The sequence below is a fragment of the Streptomyces fradiae ATCC 10745 = DSM 40063 genome (genome assembly GCF_008704425.1).
Classification (GTDB): Bacteria; Actinomycetota; Actinomycetes; order Streptomycetales; family Streptomycetaceae; genus Streptomyces; species Streptomyces fradiae.
The window spans coordinates 205,846-227,833 of the sequence record NZ_CP023696.1; the positions used below are offsets into that span (position 1 = coordinate 205,846).

Below are 21,988 nucleotides of genomic sequence, written 5' to 3' on the forward strand. Positions count from 1 at the left end.
CCGCCGCGCGGCCCGCGTTATCCGCTCCGGCCGGGTGGCGGCGGGGGCGCGGCCACGCCGGGGCGGCGGACGCGGCGGGCCAGGAGGCCGCCGAGGGCTCCGGCGGCTGCGCCCCACAGCAGGGCCAGGCCGACCGCCGACCACAGGTGCGGGTGGAGGCTCACCCTGCCGCCGAGCGCCTCGACCTCGAAGATGCCGAGCAGCGACAGTCCGAGGCGCGCGTCCAGCCGGGTCAGGGGGATGACGACGAGCAGCGTGGCGGCGAAGGCGACGGCCAGGTGCAGGGCGTGCTGCCACAGGCGGGTGCGGGCGGGTGAGCGGGCGGCCATGGTGAAGGCGGCGGCCAGCAGGAGCAGCGCCGCCACCGGGATCAGCCACCACGCGCGGCCGTCCTGGGCGGCGAGGGACCGTACGTCGAGCGTGGTGTCCTCGGGGCCGCGCAGCACCTGGTCGAGGACCTGCGGCATGGGCAGCCCGAAGGGGCCTTCGACCCGGCCCTCCCAGGACGCGCCGATGCCCAGGCCCAGCGCCATCCACGCCAGGTTGGGCAGGCCGAGGAGGAGCACCGCGAACGTGTCCGCCGGGTGGCCGCGCGTGGCGGCGACGACCAGGCCGACGGCCAGCCCGAGGACGACGTACGCCAGGAGCAGCGACAGCATGGCGGACGCGGCGGGCCGTACGGGCTCCTGGTAGCGCAGCAGCCGCGCCGGGAGCGGGGCCCGGCGGGAGACCAGCAGGGCGAGGAGGAGGACGCCCGCCACCCACAGCAGCCCGTACAGGAGGGTGCTGCCCACGTCGGCGCGGAAGCCGATGCTCGGCGAGGCGTCGAGGAGGTCGCCGAGCAGGTCGGCGGGCGAGTCGGCGGGCAGCAGGTCGGTGAAGGTGTGGCGGGCCAGCGAGGCGGCGACGGCGAGCCCGGCGAGCCAGAGGGCGGCCGTCGCGGCGGCGCGGGCGAGGAGTTCGCCCGCGGAGGCGACGGCCCGGTGCCGCAGCGGGCGCAGGAACCCCGCGGCGAGGACGAGCGCTCCGGCGAGGGAGACGGACAGCGGCATGGCGGTCAGCTCGGCGTCCGTACGGGCGAGCGCGCCCGCGCCGCCCGCCAGGCCGACGTCGCCGCCCGCCGCCATGACGACGACGGCGGGCACGACCCGCCAGAAGGCCCCGCCGGGCAGGTCGGCCGCGCCCGCCGCCCACAGTCCGAGGGCGGCGGTGGCGGCCATCGCGGCGAGGGCGGCGAGGACCGCGAGGAGGGCGCCGAGGCCGACCCGCACGGCGTCGTCGAGGCCGTGCGGCGCGGTGCCGTGCGGCGCGGTGCCGCGGGGCGCGGCGCTCTGACTGCTCACGCTGGCCACGCTAGGCGCGGGCAGCGGCTCCCGGCTTGCGGACGGCACCCGGACGGGGCACAGAATGAACACGTATGGGATGAAAGGTACGCATGTGACTTCCGAGCCCGCGCCCGACCGCCCCACGGGTCCCCCGTCGGGCCCCCTCTCGCACCCGCCGGCCGGCGGCTCGGGCTCGGGCGGCCGGCCCCCGGACGAGCCCCCCTCGGGCGGGGGCGATGGCGGCGGGGGCGGCTCGCCGCGGGCCGGGGACGGGGGCGGGCGCCCCTGGTGGCGGTCGGTTCCGGTGATCGCCTCCCTCGCCGGCCTCCTGGTCGCCGCGGTGGCGCTGGCGCTGGTGCTGTCGCGCTCCGAGGAGGCGCAGGCCGCCGTGATGGCCGAGAGCGTCTCGTACCGCCCGCCGAACAGCTTCACCCCGAGCACGGCCACCCCCGCCGAACAGGCGGTGGAGCCGCTGCCGACGCAGCAGCGCCACCGGTACGCCGGGTCGGCGCCCGAGCTGTACGGCGGGAGCGGCGACCGCGCCGTCTGCGACGTGGAGCGCCAGATCGCCTACCTGGAGGGCGACCGCGCCAAGGCGAAGGCGTTCGCGTCGGCGCTGAAGACCTCGCCCGAGGACCTGCCGGCGTACCTGCGCGGTCTGACGTCCGTGCAGCTGCGCCTCGACACGCTGGTGACGAACCACGGCTACGAGGACGGGCGGGCCGTCCCCTACCAGGCGATCCTCCAGGCCGGGACGGCCGTGATGATCGACGAGTACGGCGTGCCGCGCGTGCGGTGCGTCTGCGGCAACCCGCTGGACCGGCCCCAGGTGGAGCGCCCGGAGAAGGTGGTCGGCAAGACGTGGCCGGGGTTCCGGGCCGAGGAGGTCGTGATCGTCGAGCCCGCGCCGACGCCGGTGCCGACCTTCACCGTCGTCGACCCGGCGACCGGCGAGCGCGTCGAGCGCCCGCGCCCCACCGGGACCTCGCCCTCCCCCACCGGGACGGACACGGCGTCGCCGACCACGACCGGGCCGCCCACCACCCCGGACGGCGGGACGGACACCCCGGCCGGAACCCCGACCGGCGAGCCGCCGGCCGACCGGCCCACCGGGGAGCCGGCGGACAGCCCGACCGGCCGCACGGAGCCCCCGCCGGACGGCGGGACGCCTCCTCCGGTCACCAGCCCGGAGGGCCCGACCGATGCGCCCCCGCCGAACGGCTCCCCCACGGGCGAGGCCCCCGGCACCCCGCCGGGCGGGTCGGACACGGCGCCGGGCGACACGCCGGCGGGCGGCACGGAGCCGGGCGGGACCGGGCCGGGCAGCGGGTAGGGGCGCCGCCCCTACCCTGAGCCGTCCCGCCGGAGGCGTTCGCCGGAGCGACGGGCGGCAGGGGGGCGCCGCCCCGCCCGTCGTCGGCCCCCGCGCGGCGATGAGCCCGGCCCCGGCCGGGCTCATCGCGTGGGCGGCGCGGTCACAGCCGCACCATCACCTCGTCCAGGGGCTTGCGCCGGATGTCGGGCACGCGCGCGTCGCCGGCCGGGTAGCCGACCGGGATGACGTAGGCGGCGCGCTCCTCCGCCGGACGGTCGCAGACCTCGTTGAGGAAGCGCATCGGACTCGGGGTGTGGGTGAGCGTCGCCAGCCCCGCCTGGTGGAGCGCGGCGAGCAGCAGGCCGACGGCGATGCCGACCGACTCCTTGGTGTAGTAGGGGCGCGGCGTGTCAGGCCCCTTGCGGACCTCGAAGACCACGATCACCGCGGGCGCCGTCTCCAGGAAGGGCTTGCTCCAGTCGGTGCCCAGCGGCGCCAGGGCCTCCAGCCACTCGGCGGAGGCCCGGCGGTCGTAGAACTCCCGCTCCTCCGCCTCGGCCGCCTCGCGCAGCCGCCGCTTGCGCTCCGGGTCGGTGACGACGACGAAGCGCCACGGCTGGACGTTGGCCCCGCTGGGCGCGGTGGCGGCGGTGCGGATCGCCCACTCCACCACCCCCTCGGGCAGGGGGCGGTCGCAGAAGTCCCGCACGGTGCGGCGGCGCGCCATCACCTCGCAGAAGGCGCGGGCCCGCCCCGCGGCCTCCTCGGCCGGCACGGCCGTCGGCCGGTACGGAACGGTGGGATACGCGGCCCCGGCGACCGGCGCGCCGCTCAGCTCATTGGTCTGGTCCATACGGGCAGCACAGCACGCCGGGCGGCCCCCGGTAAAGATCGGAACCGGCTACCCGCCCTCGGCCGGGTACCCGGCCGGATCAGCCGCCGGCCGGGGTGAGCAGCAGGAAGTCGGCGCCCGCCGGGTCGAGGCAGAGGGCCATCCGGCCGACGCCCTCCGCGTCCTCGAGGCCCATCGGCACGCTGCCGCCGTGCCCGGTCACCGCGGCGGCGGCCGCGTCGCAGTCCGCCACGGCGAAGACGGGGTGCCAGTACGGCCGCCCGCCCGCCAGGGCCAGCTCCTGCGGGCCGACCTGCAGCAGACCGCCGTGCATCCGCTCGTCCGGCAGCCCGGCCGGGGTGATGAGGACGTACGTGCCCCCGCCGGGCATGGTCATGTCGCCGAACCGCCAGCCGAAGACCGTGCCGTAGAATTCCCTGGCCCCGGCGGCGTCGCTCGTGTACAGCTCCGTCCAGGCCAGCGAACCGGGCTGGTCCACCAGCTCGACGCCGCGGGTGGTACCGGGCTGCCAGACCGCGAACTGCCCGCCGAGCGGGTCGCTCAGCTGCGCCATCCGGCCCCATCCGTCCAGGTCCGTCGGGGCCACCCGCACCGTGCCGCCCGCCTGCTCCACCGCACGGGTCGCCGCGTCGGCGTCGGGGACGCTGTAGTAGATCATCCAGGCGGAGCGGGCGCCCTCCTCGGTGAGCCTGCCGAGCCCCGCGACGATCCTGCCGTCCTTCCGGAGCACACCGCCTTGCGCGTCCTCGCCCTCCCCCATGGGCTCGTACTCCCAGCCGAGGACCGCGCCGTAGAAGGCGGCGGCGGCCCGGACGTCGGGGGCTCCGAGGTCGAGCCAGCAGGGCGAGCCGGGAGCGAAGTCGGTGGTGATCATCGCCGTGGTCCTTTCGCAGTCGTCTCCGACCCAGCCTGGCACCGGCCGCGGGCACCCGCCCGTCGGCCCGCCCGGTGCGGGTGGGCCGGTGCGGGCCGCCGTTGCGGGCGGGCGGTGCGGGCGGTGCGGGCCGGCGGAAACTCGTCGGGGGCGGGCCGTGACCCCGGCGGGGTCCCGGCAGTTGGTGGGGGCATGAAGAAGCGCAGCATGCTCGCCGTGGCGTCCCTCGCCGCCGGAGTCGTCACCTCCCTGCTCACCCCGTCCTCGCACGCCGTCGTCGGCGGCGGGCTGCCCGACGCCGGTTCGCTGGTCGGCACGGACACCGTCACGTCGCTGGTCGACGGGGCCACCGAGGGCACCGTGCAGGGCGCCACCACCCACGCGGGCGGCGAGACCGTCCACCACTGATCCACCCCGCCCCGCCCCCACCGCCGCGCGGCACCACCCGGTGCCGCGCGGCGGTGCCGTGTCCGGGGCTTCGGCCGGCCGGGAGAGGGGCCCCCGGGGGCCTCGCGACCGGGAGGCGTGGAGGACGGCCGGGTCGGGCGGGCGCCAGGACGGCCGGGGGCCGGGCGGGAGGTGCGGGGCCGGGGCCGCACGGACCAGGGGGGCCGGGCGGCGGAGGGCGGGTGGTCAGCCGAGGTCGTCGGCGCCGGCGCGGCCGGGCGGGCCCTGGTTGATCACGGTCGCCAGCTGGGCGCGGGAGCGGACGTCGAGCTTCTGGTAGATGCGGGTCAGCCGCGCCTCGACGGTCTTGACGCTCAGGTACAGCCGGGCCGCCGCCTCCTGGTTGCTCGCCCCCTGGCTCACCATCCGCGCGAGGCGCACCTCCGCCTCCGTGAGCCGGGACAGCGCCCCGGCGGCGCCCACCGGAGCCGCGTCCGCCCGCGCGGGGCCTTCCGCCACCAGGTCCAGCCAGGGCGCCGCACCGGCCCGCTCGAAGACGGCGGCCGCCGCGCCCAGGGCCTGCTGGGCGGCCGAGCGCCTGCGTCTGCGGCGCTCCACCCGCGCCAGGGCGACCAGGCAGCGGCCCTGCTCGATGACGAGGCCGTGCGCGGCCAGCCGCTCGGCGGTCCGCTCCAGCAGCGCGGCCGCCTCGTCGGTCCCGCCGCCCGCCGCCAGGCACTGCGCGTACGCCCGGTCGAGGCCGAGCAGCACCGTCGTCCGGCCCAGGCTCTCGGCGACCGGGCGGACCTCGGCGATCAGCGCCTCGGCCTCCTCGCGCGCGTCGGCGGCGAGCAGGGCCTCCGCCAGTTCCTCGTGCCAGCGCAGCATGGACGGGTCGACGATCCTCCGGCGGCGCTCCCCCTCCTGGACGCGGCGCAGCGTCTCCAGCGCGGCGGCGACGTCGCCGGTGACGAGCTGCGCCCTGCCCAGGACGTACAGGGCGCGGGAGAGGAAGACGTTGTCGCCCTCCTCCTCGGACGCCTGGGCGCTGCGGCGGGCGTAGCGCATGGCACGGGCGAAGGAGCCGCCGGCCGCCTCCGCGAGGGCGAGCGTGTACCAGGCGGGCCCGGGTGAGAGGCCCGCGTCCAGGGTGAGGGCGAGGGCCCGGTGGGCGTGCTGGAGGCCCGCGGCGCAGTGGCCCCGGCGGGCCTCGACGGCGGCGAGGGTGTGGAGCAGTTCGATGGCGTCCTCGACCGAGCCGCGCCGCTCCACCAGGGGGAGCAGGGCGTTGATCTCGTCGCGGGCCTCGGTGAGCCGGTCGTCGAAGAGGGCGTGCCGGGCCGTGAGGATCTGCGCGGCGTTGCGCACGCCGAGCGGCCGGTCGGCGCGCTCCAGCTCGCGGGCCTCGGCGAGGGTCCGCTCCGCGTCGGGCGAGCCGAGGACGCGGTCGATGCGGGCCTGCTGGGTGAGGGCCTGGGCGGCGGTGTGCCGGTCGCCGACGGACGCGGCGAGGGCGGCGGACTCGACGGCGGCGGCGCGGGAGCGGACCGGGTCGCCGTCGGCGAGGACGTACTTGACGGCGAGGCGCAGCTGGACGGCGGCCCGCAGTGCCGGGTCGTCCTCGGAGTCCTCCAGGGCGTGCACGTACATCTCGTCGAGGTCGGTGAGGCCCTGGCCGGCCGTGTCGATGACGGCGAGCCGGGCCCGTACCCGGTCCTCGGGGCCCGCGTCGCGGGCGAGGAGGTCGGCGGCGGCGCGCAGGGCGAGGTCGGCGCGGGCGGCTCGGGCGGCCTCCTCGGCGGCGGCGGCGAGCCGGGCGATGCGGCGCCGGCCGAGGTGGACGGGGGTCGTCTCGGCGGCGAGCAGGGCCAGTTCGGCGGCGAGCGCGCTGTTGCCGCGGCGGCGTACGGTCTCGACGGCGGCGGCGAGCTCGGCGGCGAGGCGCTCGTCGGGCACGTCGGTGGCGAGCGCGAGGTGGCGGACGGCCTCGACGGGGTCGTCCACGACGCGGGCGAGGGCGGTGTGGGCCTCGCTGCGCTCGGTCCAGCAGGTGTCGTGGACGAGGGTGGTGGGGAGCAGTCCGGCGGTGAAGGCGACGGCGCCGTGCTCGGTGAGCGAGACCAGTCCGGCCCGTTCGGCGGCGGCCAGCTCGGCCTCGGCGGTGGGGCGGCCGGCACGCCGCACCAGGGCGGTCGTGGGGCGCAGGGCGAGGGCGGCGAGGAGCAGCGCGGCGCGTACGGGCGGGGGCGCGGGGGCGAGCATCCTGCGGGCCAGGTCGCGGGCGCGGCCGGACAGGGGCAGCGCCTCGGCGTGGTGGACGGGGGTGCGGGAGTCGGCCAGGGAGCGGCCGACGGCGAGGGCGAGGCGGGGGTTGCCGCCGCTCGCCTGGTGGATGCGGCCGGCCATGCGGGAGGCGAGCCGGTGCTGGACGAGCAGCTCGGCCAGCTCGTCGGCCTGGAGCGGCGGGACGAGGAGGACGTCCGCCTCGGAGGGCACCCACAGGGTGGCGGGCGCGGCGTCCGCGGCCGGCTCGGCCTCGGGGGCCGGGTGGGTGTCGGGTGCGTGCGGGGGGCCCGCGGGGTCGCCGCCGGGGGTGTCGGGGGCGTAGGGGGCGGGTGTCTCGACGGCGAGGACGCGCAGCTCGGGCGGGGCGAGGTGGAGGGCGAAGCGCAGCAGGTCGGCGCTCTGCGGGTCGATGTGGCGGGTGTCGTCGACGACGAGGAGGACGGGGCCCTTGTCGGTGAGGGTGCGCAGCATCCGGGCGAGGCCGAGGCGCAGCGCGATCGGGTCGCGGTCCGCGTCGGGCGCGGCGGCCTCGCGGCACAGGACGGCGACGGCGTCGCGCTGCGGGCCGGGCAGCCCGTCGAGGGCGGCGGGCGGTACGGAGGCGACGAGGGCGGCGGCGGCCGCGCCGGGCATGTCCCGGTCGGCGGGCTGGGGGGCGAGCCACAGGACCGTCTCGCCGCGGGCGGTGGCCTCGGCGGCGGCGGAGCGGGCGACCTCGGTCTTGCCGATGCCTGCGGGGCCGGTGAGGACGGCGCGGCCGCGGGTGCGCAGGGTGCGGTCGAGCCGGTCGACGAGGTGCGCCCGGCCGACGGGCATGGACGGGTACGGCGTCGTCCTCATCAGCCACCACCTCCGGCGCGCGGGTCCGTGCCCGCGCGTGGCGGGCCCCCTGCCCGCGCCCTGTGAGGATACGAACCGGGGGCGGGCAGTCCAGGGTGATTGTCCGGCATGTGGACGGCGCTGCGGGCGCCGCGGCGGGGCGCGCCCCCGGCACGATGCCGGGAGCACGCCCCTGACCTGCGGTGGAGCTGTCGCGCGGGTGGCGTCAGAAGGTGAGGCTCCACGCGTCGATGTAGCCGGTGTCACCCGAGGCGACGTCGCGGACCTGGAGCTTCCAGGTGCCGGCGGCGGTCTCGGAGGAGGCGTTCACCGTGTAGGTGGCGAGGACGTTGTCGGCCGAGTCGCCGCCGCTGGAGTTCTTCAGGCGGTAGGCGGTGCCGTCGGGGGCGACCAGGTCGATGACGAGGTCACCGCGCCAGGTGTGCTTGATGTCCACGTCCACCTTGAGGGTGGCCGGGGCGTTGCCGGTGAGACCGGTGACGGTGATCGCCGAGGTGACGGTCTGGTTGTCCCTGATGGTCACGTCGGTGGTGCTGCCGAAGGTGGTGCCGGGGGTGGTGCCGCCGCCGGTGACGGCGGCGACCGTCTTCGCGGCGTCGGCGATGCCCGCGCCGCAGCCGCCGGTGCAGGTGCCGGGCAGCGGGCGGGCGTTGCCCTTGATCGCGGTCTCGATCTCGGCGGGCGTCAGCGTGGACTTCGCGGACTTCAGGAGCGCGGCGAGGCCGGCGATGTGCGGGGCGGCCATCGAGGTGCCCTGGTAGGGCTTGTAGTTCTCGAGGGACTGGACCGTGGTGCCGGAGTTCAGCGTGGAGAGGATGCCGTTCTCGGGCGTGGTGACGGTGCCCGGCGTGTCCGTGGCGCGGCGGGTCTCGCCGCCGGGGGCGGAGACGTCGACGACGGTGCCGTAGTTGGAGTAGTAGGAGCGGTTGCCCTCACGGCTGGTGGAGGCCACGTTGATGATGTTGTTGCAGTTGGCCGGGGTGAAGCCGGAGGCGTTGGTGTTGCTGTTGCCCGCCGCGACGACCACGGTGGAGCCACGGGAGACGGCGCCGTTGATGGCGTTCTGGTAGACGGTCGGGCAGGTGCTGCTCGCGCCGCCGAGGCTCAGGTTGAGGACCTTGGCGGGGGTGGGGTTGGCCGGTATGCCGGGGACGCTGCCGCCGGAGGCCCAGGTGATCGCGTCGGCGATGTCCGAGGAGGAGCCGCCGCACTTGCCGAGCACGCGGACGTGCTGGACCTTGGCGCCGTGGGCGATGCCCGCGATGCCCTTGCCGTTGTTCGTCACGGCGCCGATGGTGCCGGCGACGTGGGTGCCGTGCCAGGAGGAGTTGCTGGCGCGGGAGCCGGTGCCGCACTCGCCGTCGGTGGCGTTCCAGTCGCCCTCGTCCTTGGGGTCGGCGTCGCGGCCGCCGCCGTCGCGGGCGTCGGTGGAGCTGGAGATGAAGTCGTAGCCCGAGACGGTGTTGGCGGCGAGGTCCGAGTGGGCCGCGTAGCCGGTGTCGATGACGGCGACGGTGACGCCGCTGCCGGTGGTCTTGTCCCAGGCGCCGGGGACGTTCATGCCGCCGGTGGGCTCGAAGAGGTCCCACTGCTTGGCGTAGTCGGTGTCGTTGGGGGTCACGGCCATCGCGTAGGCGCGGATGTCGGCCTCGACGGCGGCGACGTCCGGGTCGGCGCGGAAGGCGTCCATGACCTCCGCGACGTCCTGCCGGGTGGTGGCGGTGCCCAGGTCCACCAGGGCGGCGCCGCCGGCGAGGCGGCGCTCGAAGGCGAGCTTCTCGCCCGTCTCGGCGGCCTTCTCGGCGGTGTCGTCCTTGGCGGCGGTGTTGGAGGTGGCCTCCTCCGTGCGCGCCTTGTAGGTCACGATGACCTTCTCGACGGGCGCGGACGGGAGGGTGGCGGCCGGGTTCATGGCCTGCGACGCCGGCGCTGCCGGTGCCGGGGAGGGGGTGGCCTGCGCGGCGAGCGCCACCGAGGAGGTGGCCGCGACGCCGAGGATCGTGGCGCTCGCCGCCACGACGGATATCAGTCTCCGCCTGGAACCGTTCAAGTCGTTCCCTTTCGAAGGCGGCTCCGGCGACTCCCGGAGCTGCTGGAGATGCGGGCGCGGCGGCGGCGCGGGTCCGTGGCTGTGTGTGGGGTACCTCCACGGACCCTGGGGCCGGGTGCGCCCCCGCGCCGCCGCCGGCGCGACGGCCTCGTCATCGGGGCCGCCCCGGCGGTGCCCCCTGGGGTCGCATGCAGGGGGTTACATGCACCTGACATTGACAGGAGTGAGGGGGAACCGCCGGTGCCGGAACAGTAGGGAAACGCGCGGTGACGTCGATACGGGGAAAACCCTTGTCGCGCCCGAGGGGCCCGCGCCCGGGTACGGAGGGTTCCCCCGGCCGGACCCGCGTCGCGGGGCGCTCGGCCGCCGGGGCGCAACTCCCCCTGTGGGCGCGGGGCGTCCGGGCGGTGCGCACGCGGGGGTGCGGGCCGTTCGGGCGCGGGGGTGTGGGCCGTGCGCACGGAGAGGTACGGGACCATCGTAAGGTCCAGACCAACTTGGCGGTGCGCGGACCCCCCGCTGTGACGCGCGTCCGGCCGCGCTTGCGCGACCTGACGCCGCGTCGGCCGATCGGCCGCCCGTGCGGGCCCCGGTCTGCGCGGCGCCCCGGATGGGGCGGCCGGAGACCGGGCGGGAGCGGTGAGGTGGGCTCGGCAGGCTCACCGGGGACCGGGAACGGGGGCCGGAGAACGCCGGACCCCGAGCGGGGCCGAGCGGGCCGCGCGGCGGGCGAGCGCCGGGCCGCTGGACCAGGCCGAAGGGCGGAGGAGCCCCGAACGGCGGCGGAGGGGCGGAGTGCCGGGACACGCGGACCCGGGGGACGGCGAGCCGCGCGGGCGGCGGCGGAGGCCGGGGGCCGGGGGTCGGGTCGAGGGCGGGATCCGGGCTGGGGGCGGGGTTGAGGCTGGGGCCGGGCTCGGCGGGGGCGGGATTCGGGGGCTGGAGGCGGACCGGGCTCGGCGGGGGGTGGGATTCGGGGGCTGGAGGCGGACCGGGCTCGGCGGGGGGCGGGATTCAGGGGCTGGAGGCGGACCGGGCTCGGCGGGGGGCGGGATTCAGGGGCTGGAGGCGGACCGGGCTCGGCGGGGGGGGCGGGATTCGGGGGCTGGAGGCGGACCGGGCTCGGCGGGGGCGGGAGCGGGCAGGGGCCGGGGCCGCGGCGCGCGTCAGGGTTCGGGGGCGGTGGCCGGGTCCGGGGCCGCCGGGCCGTACTGGGGCGGGTGCGTCTGTGCCATACTCGGGCCCGCTCGGCAGGTACGGCTTTCGGGGGATCGGTGAACGGCATAGCCCTGGAGACCCCCTACCTGGACACGGACGCCGACCAGCTGTCCTTCTCGCTCGACCACCCGGTCCGCGAGGCCCTGGCCGTACGGGACCTGACGGTCGGCGGGCTGGACGTGCAGCTCCGGCTGCTCGGCGCCTCGCACCAGGTCTGCGCGGGCCCGGTGCTGGAGACCGTCGCCTGCCTGCCCGGAGCCGGCGGCGGCCTGCCCGGGACCGCCGCGCACGACGTCGAGGGCTGGCACTACTCCTTCGGCGCCCGCGTGGAGGAGTACCCCGCCGGCCGCTTCCGCGCCGAGGTGGCCCGGCTCCGCGAGCTGGCGGACGCCCATCCCCGCGCCCTCTACGGCGTCTTCCCCGGCTCGGCCGACGCCGTCACCGCACTGGTGGTCGAGCGGGGCGGCGCGGGACCGGTCTGGCGCACCTGGCACACGTACCCGGGAAGCCGCCGGATCGTGGCGACCCGCACCCGGCTGGAGGCACGATGAGAACCGCCCGACGCACCACCGCGCTGCTGCTTGCCGCGGCGGCCCTCGCCGGCTGCGCCGGAGGCAGTGACGACGACGGCAACCCCGTCCCGTCCTCCTGGATCAGCCGCCAGTACACGAGCAGCGGCACCCACTACGTGGACCTCCGGGACCTGCCGTCGAACGTCGCCGACGAGATCCACGGGCACGCCTCGGCGAGGGACCGGCTGGAGTCCGGCGGCACGGTGTTCCTGCGCTACCGGGACGACATCGTCGCCGTCAGCCCGCACCAGGCGGGCAGCCGCATCGAGATAGCGGACTACCGCTCGGGCTACCGGCGCTGGAAGTCCCACCTCCGGACGGTGTGGCCGGACCCGGAGAGCTCGGGCTTCCGCGGCGGAGGCCCCGGCTCCGGCAAGTGACCCGGCGCCCCGCCCCCGCGCCCATGACCACCCACGTCCCCCCGACGCCCTCCCGAAAGGCACCCCCGTGGCAGAGATCTTCGAGTCGGCCGGCATCGCCGTGCTCTACGGCCTGGTCGGCTTCGTCGTGATGGTGGTCGGCTTCGTCGCGCTCGACCTGGTGACACCCGGCAAGCTGTTCCACGTCGTGTGGACCGAGCGCAACCGGGGCGCGGCGGTGCTCCTCGCCGGGCAGACGGTCGCCGTCGGCCTGGTCATCGAGGCGTCGATCCGCGCCAGCGAGTCGGAGCTGGGCCTGGGGCACGGGCTGCTGAGCACCCTGCTGTACGGGCTCGCCGGCGTCGTCGTGATGACCCTCATCTCGCTGCTCGTCGGCATGCTGACGCCGGGCCGGCTCGGTGCCGCCGTCCTCGACGACGACGGCACGCGCCCCCACCCCGCCGCCTGGGTCCAGGCGGCCATGTACCTGGGCACGGCCTTCATGGTCGGCGCCGCGGTCTCCTGAGCGTCCCGGCATGAGCACCACCGTCCCGCAGCACTCCTCCCCGGACCACTCCCCTCCGGACCGCCCGGCGCCGGACCACTCCCCTCGGGACCACGCGGCGCCGGACCACGCGGCGCCGGTGGACGCCGCGCCGGACCACTCCGCGCCGTCCGCCGCCACCGCCCGGTCCGCCACCGCCGTCCCGTCCGACACCGCCGGGCAGGCCCCGCGGGGCCTCCGTAAGGACGCCCAGGCCCGCACGGGGGCCGCCGCACCCGCGGGCGCACCCGGGGGCGGCGGGCGGGATGCCGCCGCGCCGGCTCCCCCGCGCCCCGGCCATCCGCGCGGGACCCGGGCGCTGCTGCTGCTCGCGGTGTTCGTCTGCGCCGCTTGCGGCCTCGTCTACGAGCTGGCGCTGACCGCGCTCGGCAGCTACCTCATCGGCAACTCCGTGATGCAGACCTCCGTGGTCATCTCCGTCATGGTCTTCGCGATGGGCATCGGCTCCCTGGCCGCCAAGCCCCTCCAGCGCCGGGCCGTGGGCGCGTTCGCGCTGGTGGAGCTGGTTCTCGGGCTCGTGGGCGGGTTGTCGGTACTCCTGCTGTACGTGGCGTTCTCCTGGCTGCGGGTCTACATGCCCGCGATGGTGGTCGCCTGCTTCGTCGTGGGCCTGCTGATCGGCGCCGAGATCCCGCTGCTGATGACGCTGCTCCAGCGGATCAGGCGGCAGGAGGCGGGCAGCGCCGTCGCGGACATGTTCGCGGCGGACTACGTCGGCGCGCTCATCGGCGGGCTGTGCTTCCCGCTGCTGCTCCTGCCCGCTTTCGGGCAGCTGAGGGGCGCCCTGGTGGTGGGCGCCGTCAACGCCGTCGCCGGGGGCGGCGTCGTCCTGTGGATCTTCCGCCGGGAGACCAGGCGGATCGTCCGCGCCGGGCTGCTCGGCGGTGTCGCGGCGGTCCTCGCGGTGCTGGGCACGGTGTACGCGCTGGCCGACGACATCGAGGTGACGGCGCGCCAGAAGCTGTACCGGGACCCCATCGTCCACGCCGAGACCACCCCGTACCAGGACATCGTCGTCACCCGCGCCACCGCCTTCACCGGCACGCCCGACACACGGCTGTTCCTCAACGGGGACCTGCAGTTCTCCTCCGTGGACGAGTACCGCTACCACGAGTCGCTGGTCCACCCGGCGCTCGCCGGGAAGCGGTCGTCGGTGCTGATCCTGGGCGGCGGCGACGCGCTGGCGCTGCGGGAGGTGCTGCGCTACGAGGACGTGGAGGAGGTCACGCTGGTCGACCTGGACCCGGCGATGACCCGGCTCGCCCGCACCTTCCGCCCGCTGGTCGACCTCAACGAGCACGCCCTGGCCGACCCCCGGGTCACGGCCGTCAACGCCGACGCCTTCTCCTGGCTGCGGGACGCGGGCGACCGCTACGACGCGGTCGTCATCGACTTCCCCGACCCGGACACGGCCGCCCTGGCGAAGCTGTACAGCGTCGAGTTCTACCACCTGCTCGCGCAGGTCCTGAAGCCGGACAGCCGGGTCGTGGTGCAGGCCGGGTCGCCGTTCTTCGCACCGAAGTCGTACTGGTCGATCGCCGAGACGGTGCGGGAGGCGGGGTACGCCACGACCGCCTACCAGGTCGACGTCCCGAGCTTCGGGAACTGGGGCTTCGTCCTCGCCTCGCCCGGCCGGGAGGGGGGCGCCCCGGCGCTGCGCCTGGCCCCCGGCGCGCCGCGGCTGCGCTTCCTGGACGACGCGGTCCTGCGGGCCGCAGCGGTCTTCCCGGTGGACCGCCGCCCGCAGGACGTGCGCGCCAGCACCCTCATGGACCCGGTGATCCTGGAGTACGCCCGCCACGAGTGGCGCGACTACTGACCGCGGCGGAGGCGCCGGGCCCGCAGGACGCGCTCGCGGATCGCCGGCCCGCAGCCGCGCCCGGCTGCGGGCCGTTCGGCCCCGCGGCCGGGTCCGCCCGGCCCTGGGGGACGCTCCGCTGTGCGGGGAGTCTGGAGTCGTGATCGGATGGGAGGGCCATCCGCACGCAGGCCGACGACGTGTTCCGGCCGACCGCACCCCGGAGGTGGGCCCGATGACCGCCCCTACGCCGGACACGGCGTCGCTGACGTCCTGGGTGGGCGACGCCGTGCTGGCGCCGTCCGTCCACAACGCCCAGCCGTGGCTGTTCCGCTACGAGCGGGCGAGCGGGACGCTGACGCTGCGGGCGGACCCGGCCCGGACCATGCCGCACGCCGACCCGTCCGGGCGCGGACTCCACCTCGGGTGCGGGGCCGCCCTGTTCAACCTGCGGGTCGCGGCGGCCGACGAGGGGTGGGAGGCGCGCGTCGCGGCGCGGCCCGACCCGGCGGACCCGGCCCTGCTGGCCCGGGTCTCCTTCGTACCGGGGCCCGACCGGGACACCCTCGCCGACCTGCGGCCCGCGGTCCCCCGGCGGCACACCAGCCGGGAGCCGTTCGGCGACGAGCCCGTGGAGGAGGCGCTGCTCGACGGGTTGCGCGGCGCCGCCCTGGCCGAGGGGGCGCGTCTGGACTTCGCCGACGACTGGCGGGTGCGGGAGCTGCTGTCCGCGCTGTGGGACGCCGGGCACGCGGAGGAGCTGGCGCCCGAGGTGCGCGCGGAGATCGCCCGGTGGACGGCCGGCGTGGACGACACGGCGACGGAGGGCATCCCGTCGTACGCGCTCGGGCCCCGCCGCTACGACGGCCGCGCGCCCGTACGGGACTTCCCCGGCGCGCAGCGGGAGCGGGACACCGCGGCGGTGTACGAGTCGCGGCCCTGCCTCGCCGTCCTGGGCACGCACCGCGACCGGCCGGAGGACTGGCTGCTCGCGGGGCAGGCCATGCAGCGCGTGCTGCTCCAGGCGACGCTCGACGGGCTGTCCACCTCGCTCAGCTCGCAGGCGCTGGAGTGGCCGGAGCTGCGCTGGCTGGTGCGGGACCCCCGCTCGGAGACGGCCTACCCGCAGATCGTCATCCGCGTCGGCTACGGCCCCGAGATCCCGGCCACGCCCCGCAGGCCGGTCGACGCGGTGCTCACCGTCGAGTAGTCCCGCCGTCCGCCCGGAGCGGGGCGGGCCCCTCGGCCCCGCTCGGGCCGGGCCGCGCGACGGCCGCCCCGTCGGCGGAGGGCCCGTCGGCGGAGGGCCCGTCGGCGGAGGGCCGCGCGGCGGGGGGCCGGTCCCGGCCCGCCCGGACGGCAGCCTGCGGGTGCGCGGGCGTGTAGGCGCGCGTCACCCACTTCTGCAGGTGCGGGGCCTGCGCCAGCAGGGTCCGGTAGGTGCGGACGGCGTGGTGGTGCAGGGCCTCGGCCACCGGTGGCGCGACCCGGTCGCGGCGCCAGAGGAGCAGCAGACGCTGCCACAGGGGGTCTCCGGCCAGCGGCTTGACCAGCACCCCGTCGGCGGGGCGCACGGTGGGCTGGACGGCGGTCACCCCGAGCCCCCGGGCGATCATCGACTGCAGCTGGTCGAGTACGTGGAACTCGTGCGTGGCGGCCGGGGTGAAACCGGCGGCCCGGCAGGCGTCGTAGAAGGCGCCGGGCCAGCCCACCCCGTCGTCGGAGGCGACGAACCAGGTGTCCTGCGACAGCTCCTCCAGCGGGACCTCGACGCGGTGCGCCAGCGGGTGGCCGGCGTGGATGGCGACGAAGATCGGGACGGTGTTGACGGCGCGGTGGGCCAGCGCGGTGGAGTGCCGCACGGGAAGGCCGGGGTAGTCGATGCCCAGGGCGGCGTCGAGCTCGCCGGCCTCCAGGAGCGCGAGGAGCTCGCCGGTGGCGTACACGCTGCTGACGGAGACCGCGAGGTCCGGGCAGGCGTCGCGGAGGGCGTCCAGGAGCGTCGGCACCACCGGCGTGTTGGTGACGCCGAGCCGGAGCGCGCCGGACGCCGCGGGCGCACCGCCCGCGGGCCGCCGCCCGAGCGCGTCGGCCCGGCTCAGGATCTCGCGGGCCTGGCTCACGACCTCCGCTCCGTAGGCGGTCAGCTCCACGCCCGCGCTGCTGCGCACGAACAGTCCCTCGCCGAGCAGTCGCTCGATACGGCGCAACTGCGTGCTGAGGGCGGGCTGGGTGAACCCGAGCGCGACCGCCGCCCGGCCGACGCTCCCGGAGTCGGCGATCGCGCACAGCACCCGGAGGTGGCGCAGCTCCAGTTCCATCGGTACACCTCGCTGTGGCCGGGGACGGGCGTCCATTATGCGCGGGGGCGGTGAGCGCGGCGGGGCGGCGGGGGCGGTGCGCACGCGCGGGAAGCGGGGGCGGCGGTGCGCGGTGGACTGGGCGCCGGAGGGGCCGGCGCCCCACGCCCGGAGCCGGGGCGCGCAGCGCCGGTGCACCGGGGCGGGGCTCCCGGGCGGGCGGCTCCCGCCCGGGCGGGCGGCTCCCCCCGGGCTGGCCGCTCCTCCATGCGGACCGGCTCGACCCGGCGGGCACACCCCGGACAGTTCCGCTTCCCCGGAAGGCGACTCCCCGGGCAGGTCGGCTCCCGGCGGGCGGCGTCCCCGGACGGACCGGCCCCCCGGCGGGCGGCGTCCCCGGACGGACCGGCCCCCGGCGGGCAGCGTCCCCGGACAGGCCGGCTCCCAGCCGGAGGGCTCCCCGCCGTGGAGGCGCCCGCGGTCGAACCGGCCCCGCGCCGGGTTCCCCGACCGGACCGGCTCCCTCGGCCGGGGGCACCCCGGCCGGCCGCCCAGAGCGAGGCTGCTCTCCCACCGCCCGGCCCCGGTCGACGTCGGTGGACGTTATGGCGGGCCCGCTCGTTCTCTTATGCCCCGCTCCGTTGTCCCGGCGGAACCGGCGTGGAAACCTCGACACACCACCTCCCGTCCGGCCCGGACGGCGCGGCGCCGCTCCCCGCGGCTCCGCCGCTCCCGCCCCCGCGACCACCTGCCCCAGGCCCGGTGCGCGGCGCCCCGGCGGACGCCGTGCGCCACCGCCGAGAGGGGCTCCCGGCGGCCGGACGTACCGGCCGGCGCGTCCGGCGGCGCGGGCCACGGGGCGCGCGGGAGGCAGGTCCACGACCCATTCGAACCAGGAGACGACGGTGCCCGCGGAGACGGACGAGAACCAGCAGCGCAAGAACGGCCTGTACGGGCGGGTGAGCGCCGAACTCGCCGAGAACATGAAGCGGGGATGGGCCGACACCGAGCGCCACGACCTGCAACCGATCGCGCAGGCGGCGTACACCGCGCTCCGCCGGGCGGAGCTGTCCGCCCGCTTCCCCGGTGAGCTGCTGGTCGTCCCGGCCGGTGTCCCGAAGGTCCGCGCCAACGACACGGCCTACCCCTTCAGGCCCTCCTCCGACTACGTCTACCTGACCGGCGACCAGTCCCCCAACGCCGTACTGGTGCTGGAGCCCCGCGAGCCCGGTGAGGCCGGCGGACCCGGCGAGCCCGCGGGCCATCGGGCGACCGCCTTCGTGCTCCCGCGCTCCGACCGCGAGAGCGGCGAGTTCTGGCTGGACTACCACGGCGAGCTGTGGGACGGCCCCCGCAACAGCCTCGCGGAGAACGCGCGGCTGCTCGGCCTGGCCTGCGACGACGTCCGCGCGTTCGCCGGCCGGCTCGCCGCGGCCACCGGCCCGGTCCGGCTGCTGCGCGGCCACGACCCGGAGGTCGACGCGGCGCTCGCGGGCCGGACGGCGGCCGGACGGGACGACGAGTTCCGTACGGTCCTCTCCGAGATGCGCCTGGTCAAGGACGAGTTCGAGATCGCCGACCTCCGGTTCGCCTGCGCGGCCACCGCCCTCGGCTTCGAGGACGTCGTCCGCACCCTCGCGGGGGCCGGGCCGACCCCCGAGCGCCTCATCGAGGGCACCTTCTTCACGCGCGCGCGGGTCGAGGGCAACGACGTCGGCTACGCGTCCATCTGCGCGGCGGGGCCCCACGCCACGACCCTGCACTGGGTCCGCAACGACGGCGAGGCCCGCCCCGGCGACCTCCTGCTGCTGGACGCCGGGGTGGAGACCCGCAACCTCTACACGGCCGACATCACCCGCACCCTGCCCGTCGACGGCCGCTTCACCCCGGTCCAGCGCCGGGTCTACGAGGCGGTGTACGCGGCGCAGGAGGCCGGCATCGCCGCGGTCAAGCCGGGCGCGGCGTACCGGGACTTCCACGACGCCGCCCAGCGGGTGCTGGCCGAGCACCTGGCGGCCTGGGGGCTGCTGGGGGACCGGACGGCGGAGGAGGCGGTGGCCCTGGGGCTGCAGCGCCGCTGGACCCTGGCCGGCACCGGCCACATGCTCGGCCTGGACGTCCACGACTGCGCCAAGGCACGGACCGGGATGTACGTGGACGGCACGCTGGAGCCGGGGATGGTGCTCACCGTCGAGCCGGGCCTCTACTTCCAGTCCGACGACCTGACCGTCCCCGAGGAGTACCGCGGCATCGGGGTGCGGATCGAGGACGACATCCTCGTCACCGAGGAGGGCAACGAGAACCTGTCGGCCGCCCTGCCCCGCGAGGCCGGCGAGGTGGAGGCCTGGATGGCCCGCCTGCGCGGCTGACGCGCCCGCGCCCGCGCATCCGCCGGGCGCCACGAGACGGCGGCGGCCGCGACAGGAGGGCGCGGCCGCCGCACCGTGCCGCGCGGCGGCGAGCGCCGCCGCGCGGCACCGACCACGACAGGGGAGGTCCCTCGGATGACGGAGCAGAACGGCGCTCACCGCACGGCCGCGGCCACAGGAGCGGCCCGGGGCGGAGGCACGGCCACGGAAGCGGGCACGGCCACGGGCGCGGAGGCAGGCACGGCCACGGGCGCGGGCGCGGAGGCAGGCACGAGCACGGGCGCGGAGGCGGGCACGGCCACGGGCACGGCCACGGAGGCGGGCACGCACACGGCCGCGGGCATCGGCGCGCGGACGGTACCCGCGGCGGAGGGCGGCCCCTTCCGCGGCGGGTGGGCGGACACCCGCCGCGCGGTGCCGCCCCTGGCGGGGGCGCCGTACGCGGCGAAGCGGCGCTCGGCGCTGTCCGAGCGCTTCCCCGGTGAACGGGTGGTGATCCCGTCGGGCGGCCTGAAGGCCAGGAGCAACGACTTCGACTACCCGTTCCGGCCGCACTCCGCCTTCGTCCACCTCACCGCCGAGCTGGGGACCCGGGCAGTGCCCGACAGCGTCCTCGTCTTCGAGCCCACCGGGACCGGGCACGCGGTGACCCTGTTCACCCGGCCGCGGTCACCGCGCGACGGCGGCCCCCGCGGAACCGAGTTCCACAGCGACCGGCGGTACGGGGAGTTCTGGACCGGCAGGCGCCGGACGCTCGCCGAGACCTCGGACGAGCTCGGCGTCGAGGCCGCCGGGCGGGACGGCCTGGAGCGGGCCCTTCGCGGGGGCGTCCCGACCCGTGTGCTGCGCGGTGTGGACGCGCGCGTCGACGCGGCGGTGCCGCCCCGCCCGCGGGCCGACGCCGAGCTGGAGACCTTCCTGTCGGAGTCGCGGCTGGTCAAGGACGTCTGGGAGACGGAGCAGTTGCGCTCGGCCGTGGAGTGGACGGTCGCCGGCTTCCACGACGTCGCCGGGGAGCTGCGCCACGCCGCGCGCCTCGCACGCGGGGAGCGCTGGATCGAGGGGACCTTCAACCGGCGGGCCCGGCTCGGCGGGTACGGGCTGGGCTTCGAGACCATCGCGGCGGCCGGGGCGCACGCCTGCGTCCTGCACTGGACGCGCAACGACGGCCCGGTGCGGGACGGGGACCTGCTCCTGCTGGACGCGGGTGTCGAGGCCGACTCCTTCCACACCGCGGACGTCACCCGGACGCTGCCGGTCGGCGGCCGGTTCACCGACGTCCAGCGCCGGGTGTACGACCTGGTGCACGCCGCGCAGTCGGCGGGGATCGCCGCCCTGCGGCCCGGAGCGCGGTTCGGCGACTTCCACGACGCGGCGATGCGGGTCATCGCCGAGGGGCTCGACGCGTGGGGGCTGCGGCCGTACGGCGCGACGGCCGCGACCGCCGAGGCGGACCTGTACCGCCGTTACACCGTGTGCGGCTCGGGCCACATGCTGGGCCTGGACTGCCACGACTGCGCGGGTGCCCGCCGGGAGGCCTACGGGGACGGCGTGCTCGAACCGGGCCACGTCCTGACCGTGGAGCCCGGACTGTACTTCCAGCCGGACGACCTGACGGTGCCGGAGGAACTGCGCGGCATCGGCGTGCGGATCGAGGACGACTTCCTCGTCACGGCCGACGGGGCCGAGTGCCTGTCGGCGGGACTGCCGCGCGGGGCCGACGAGGTCGAGGCGTGGCTGGCGGCCCTGCGCTGACCGGCCGCGCCGCGCCTGCGACGCCCACACACACCCCACCCCACTCCGCCCGCGCCGCGCCGGGCGCCGGCGTCGGTCCCTCACCGTCGCCCGGACGTCCGCACGCCTCCGCCTCCGTGCCGCCGACGACCCGCCGCCAGAGCAACGTGACATTGTATAGTGACGGGTCATCGGCCGCCGGACGGAGGAGCAGCGGGCATGACCCATCTGAGACCGCAGGCGATCTCCGTCCAGGCCCATCTGCGCGACCAGGTCGCCGGCGCGCTCCGGGCCGCCCTCATCGCGGGCGACCTGCGTCCGGGCGCCGTCTACTCCGCCCCCGCCCTGGCGGCGGAGCTCGGCGTCTCCGCCACGCCGGTGCGCGAGGCCATGCTGGACCTGGCACGGGAGGGGCTGGTCGAAGCGGTGCGCAACAAGGGTTTCCGCGTCACCGAGATGACCGAGCGGGACCTCGACGAGTTCACCGAGATCCGCGCCCTGATCGAGGTCCCCACCGTGGGGCGCGTCACCGCGTCGGCGACCGCCGGGCAGCTGGAGTCGCTGCGCCCGCTGGCGCTGCGGATCGTCACGGCGGCCCGGGAGCACGACGTCCTCGCGTACCTCGAAGCCGACCACCGCTTCCACCTCGAACTGCTGGCCCTGGCGGGCAACCGCCATCTCGTGGACGTGGTGGCCGACCTGCGCACGCGCTCGCGCCTGTTCGGGCTGGGCAGCCTCAACGAGGCGGGGCGGCTGGTCGCCTCCGCCCGGGAGCACGTCGAGCTGCTCGACCTGATGGCGGCCGGCCGGGTCCTCGAGGCCGAGGAGTGCATGCGCCGCCATCTCGCGCACGTGCGCACCCTCTGGGCGGACGGCCGGGCGGGCGCACCGGCGGACGGCACCGCGGACGGCGCGGGGGCCGCTCCGGCGGGCGCCCGGGACGCGGCCCTGGGGCTCGGCGGCCGGTAGGCGGCGCCCGGCCGCCCCGGCGACCCATCAGACGGCGCACGACCGGACGCCCCGCGGGCCGCCCGGCGGACTGCCGCGCCCCGAATCTCCGGCGCCCCCGCCCGGCCGCACCGCGCCGGCTCCCACCCGCGCACGGCAGCGCGGTACGGGGTGGTGCGCGGTGACGCGGGCCGC

The 21,988-nt window shown here is 77.2% G+C and carries 16 protein-coding genes; 10 read left to right on the forward strand and 6 right to left on the reverse strand.

Features of this window, described 5'->3' with window-relative positions; all coding sequences use genetic code 11:
* Window positions 1-17 precede the first annotated feature (17 nt).
* The gene (locus CP974_RS00860) at window positions 18-1,343 is read right to left on the reverse strand and encodes a streptophobe family protein (protein ID WP_069979421.1); all 1,326 of its coding nucleotides are present in this window, start codon (window positions 1,341-1,343) and stop codon (window positions 18-20) included.
* Between the two features lie 286 nt (window positions 1,344-1,629).
* Between CP974_RS00860 and CP974_RS00865 the strand changes: the two genes are divergently transcribed.
* A complete protein-coding gene (locus CP974_RS00865) occupies window positions 1,630-2,658 on the forward strand; it encodes a DUF6777 domain-containing protein (protein WP_085921437.1) in 1,029 nt (342 codons plus the stop codon).
* Window positions 2,659-2,800: 142 nt separating this feature from the next.
* Here the strand turns inward: CP974_RS00865 and CP974_RS00870 are convergent, their stop codons facing one another.
* Both CP974_RS00870 and CP974_RS00875 read right to left on the reverse strand, forming a co-directional pair.
* On the reverse strand, window positions 2,801-3,493 hold the full coding sequence (locus CP974_RS00870) for a nitroreductase family protein (protein ID WP_085921436.1): 693 nt from the start codon (window positions 3,491-3,493) through the stop codon (window positions 2,801-2,803).
* A gap of 79 nt (window positions 3,494-3,572) precedes the next feature.
* Window positions 3,573-4,367 (reverse strand): VOC family protein, encoded by a 795-nt coding sequence (locus CP974_RS00875; RefSeq protein ID WP_085921435.1) that lies wholly within the window; start codon window positions 4,365-4,367, stop codon window positions 3,573-3,575.
* A 192-nt stretch (window positions 4,368-4,559) separates the two neighbouring features.
* Between CP974_RS00875 and CP974_RS00880 the strand changes: the two genes are divergently transcribed.
* Window positions 4,560-4,775 carry a hypothetical protein gene (locus tag CP974_RS00880; protein ID WP_079140404.1) on the forward strand — a complete coding sequence of 72 codons (216 nt, stop codon included), beginning with the start codon at window positions 4,560-4,562 and terminating at the stop codon, window positions 4,773-4,775.
* Window positions 4,776-5,000: 225 nt separating this feature from the next.
* Here CP974_RS00880 and CP974_RS00885 read toward each other — a convergent pair whose 3' ends face one another.
* Complete coding sequence (locus CP974_RS00885; RefSeq protein WP_051839986.1) at window positions 5,001-7,880, reverse strand: helix-turn-helix transcriptional regulator; 2,880 nt, start codon at window positions 7,878-7,880, stop codon at window positions 5,001-5,003.
* Window positions 7,881-8,085: 205 nt separating this feature from the next.
* Window positions 8,086-9,897: a S8 family peptidase gene (locus CP974_RS00890; protein WP_031135994.1), complete on the reverse strand. Its 1,812-nt coding sequence runs from the start codon at window positions 9,895-9,897 to the stop codon at window positions 8,086-8,088.
* Window positions 9,898-11,204: 1,307 nt separating this feature from the next.
* Here CP974_RS00890 and CP974_RS00900 point away from each other — a divergent pair.
* The 5 genes from CP974_RS00900 (at window position 11,205) to CP974_RS00925 (ending at window position 15,652) form a co-directional block, all read left to right on the forward strand.
* Window positions 11,205-11,699 (forward strand): DUF2617 family protein, encoded by a 495-nt coding sequence (locus CP974_RS00900; RefSeq protein ID WP_031134967.1) that lies wholly within the window; start codon window positions 11,205-11,207, stop codon window positions 11,697-11,699.
* Window positions 11,696-12,100: a DUF4247 domain-containing protein gene (locus tag CP974_RS00905; RefSeq protein WP_031134968.1), complete on the forward strand. Its 405-nt coding sequence runs from the start codon at window positions 11,696-11,698 to the stop codon at window positions 12,098-12,100. Before CP974_RS00900 ends, CP974_RS00905 begins: the two co-directional genes overlap by 4 nt.
* Before the next feature lie 67 nt (window positions 12,101-12,167).
* Complete coding sequence (locus tag CP974_RS00910) at window positions 12,168-12,605, forward strand: DUF350 domain-containing protein (RefSeq protein WP_031134971.1); 438 nt, start codon at window positions 12,168-12,170, stop codon at window positions 12,603-12,605.
* A gap of 10 nt (window positions 12,606-12,615) precedes the next feature.
* Complete coding sequence (locus CP974_RS00920; protein ID WP_308425547.1) at window positions 12,616-14,463, forward strand: polyamine aminopropyltransferase; 1,848 nt, start codon at window positions 12,616-12,618, stop codon at window positions 14,461-14,463.
* A gap of 214 nt (window positions 14,464-14,677) precedes the next feature.
* Window positions 14,678-15,652, forward strand: a complete 975-nt coding sequence (locus CP974_RS00925; RefSeq protein WP_031134975.1) for an Acg family FMN-binding oxidoreductase — start codon at window positions 14,678-14,680, stop codon at window positions 15,650-15,652.
* Here CP974_RS00925 and CP974_RS00930 read toward each other — a convergent pair.
* A complete protein-coding gene (locus CP974_RS00930; protein ID WP_078915810.1) occupies window positions 15,639-16,763 on the reverse strand; it encodes a LysR family transcriptional regulator in 1,125 nt (374 codons plus the stop codon). The genes CP974_RS00925 and CP974_RS00930 overlap by 14 nt on opposite strands.
* A gap of 884 nt (window positions 16,764-17,647) precedes the next feature.
* Between CP974_RS00930 and CP974_RS00935 the strand changes: the two genes are divergently transcribed.
* The 3 genes from CP974_RS00935 to CP974_RS00945 all read left to right on the forward strand — a co-directional run bounded on the left by CP974_RS00935 (window position 17,648) and on the right by CP974_RS00945 (window position 21,814).
* Window positions 17,648-19,111 carry an aminopeptidase P family protein gene (locus CP974_RS00935; RefSeq protein ID WP_031134979.1) on the forward strand — a complete coding sequence of 488 codons (1,464 nt, stop codon included), beginning with the start codon at window positions 17,648-17,650 and terminating at the stop codon, window positions 19,109-19,111.
* Between the two features lie 135 nt (window positions 19,112-19,246).
* Window positions 19,247-20,866: an aminopeptidase P family protein gene (locus tag CP974_RS00940; protein WP_223844547.1), complete on the forward strand. Its 1,620-nt coding sequence runs from the start codon at window positions 19,247-19,249 to the stop codon at window positions 20,864-20,866.
* 198 nt (window positions 20,867-21,064) lie between these two features.
* Complete coding sequence (locus CP974_RS00945; protein ID WP_051839935.1) at window positions 21,065-21,814, forward strand: GntR family transcriptional regulator; 750 nt, start codon at window positions 21,065-21,067, stop codon at window positions 21,812-21,814.
* The last annotated feature ends 174 nt before the right edge of the window (window positions 21,815-21,988 follow it).

Coding starts and splice junctions, on each gene's coding strand:
- CP974_RS00870 (WP_085921436.1), bottom strand. CDS start 3,493: ATGGACCAGACCAATGAGCTGAGCGGCGCGCCGGTCGCCGGGGCCGCG.
- CP974_RS00875 (WP_085921435.1), bottom strand. CDS start 4,367: ATGATCACCACCGACTTCGCTCCCGGCTCGCCCTGCTGGCTCGACCTC.
- CP974_RS00880 (WP_079140404.1), top strand. CDS start 4,560: ATGAAGAAGCGCAGCATGCTCGCCGTGGCGTCCCTCGCCGCCGGAGTC.
- CP974_RS00885 (WP_051839986.1), bottom strand. CDS start 7,880: ATGAGGACGACGCCGTACCCGTCCATGCCCGTCGGCCGGGCGCACCTC.
- CP974_RS00905 (WP_031134968.1), top strand. CDS start 11,696: ATGAGAACCGCCCGACGCACCACCGCGCTGCTGCTTGCCGCGGCGGCC.
- CP974_RS00920 (WP_308425547.1), top strand. CDS start 12,616: ATGAGCACCACCGTCCCGCAGCACTCCTCCCCGGACCACTCCCCTCCG.
- CP974_RS00925 (WP_031134975.1), top strand. CDS start 14,678: ATGACCGCCCCTACGCCGGACACGGCGTCGCTGACGTCCTGGGTGGGC.
- CP974_RS00930 (WP_078915810.1), bottom strand. CDS start 16,763: ATGGAACTGGAGCTGCGCCACCTCCGGGTGCTGTGCGCGATCGCCGAC.
- CP974_RS00940 (WP_223844547.1), top strand. CDS start 19,247: ATGACGGAGCAGAACGGCGCTCACCGCACGGCCGCGGCCACAGGAGCG.
- CP974_RS00945 (WP_051839935.1), top strand. CDS start 21,065: ATGACCCATCTGAGACCGCAGGCGATCTCCGTCCAGGCCCATCTGCGC.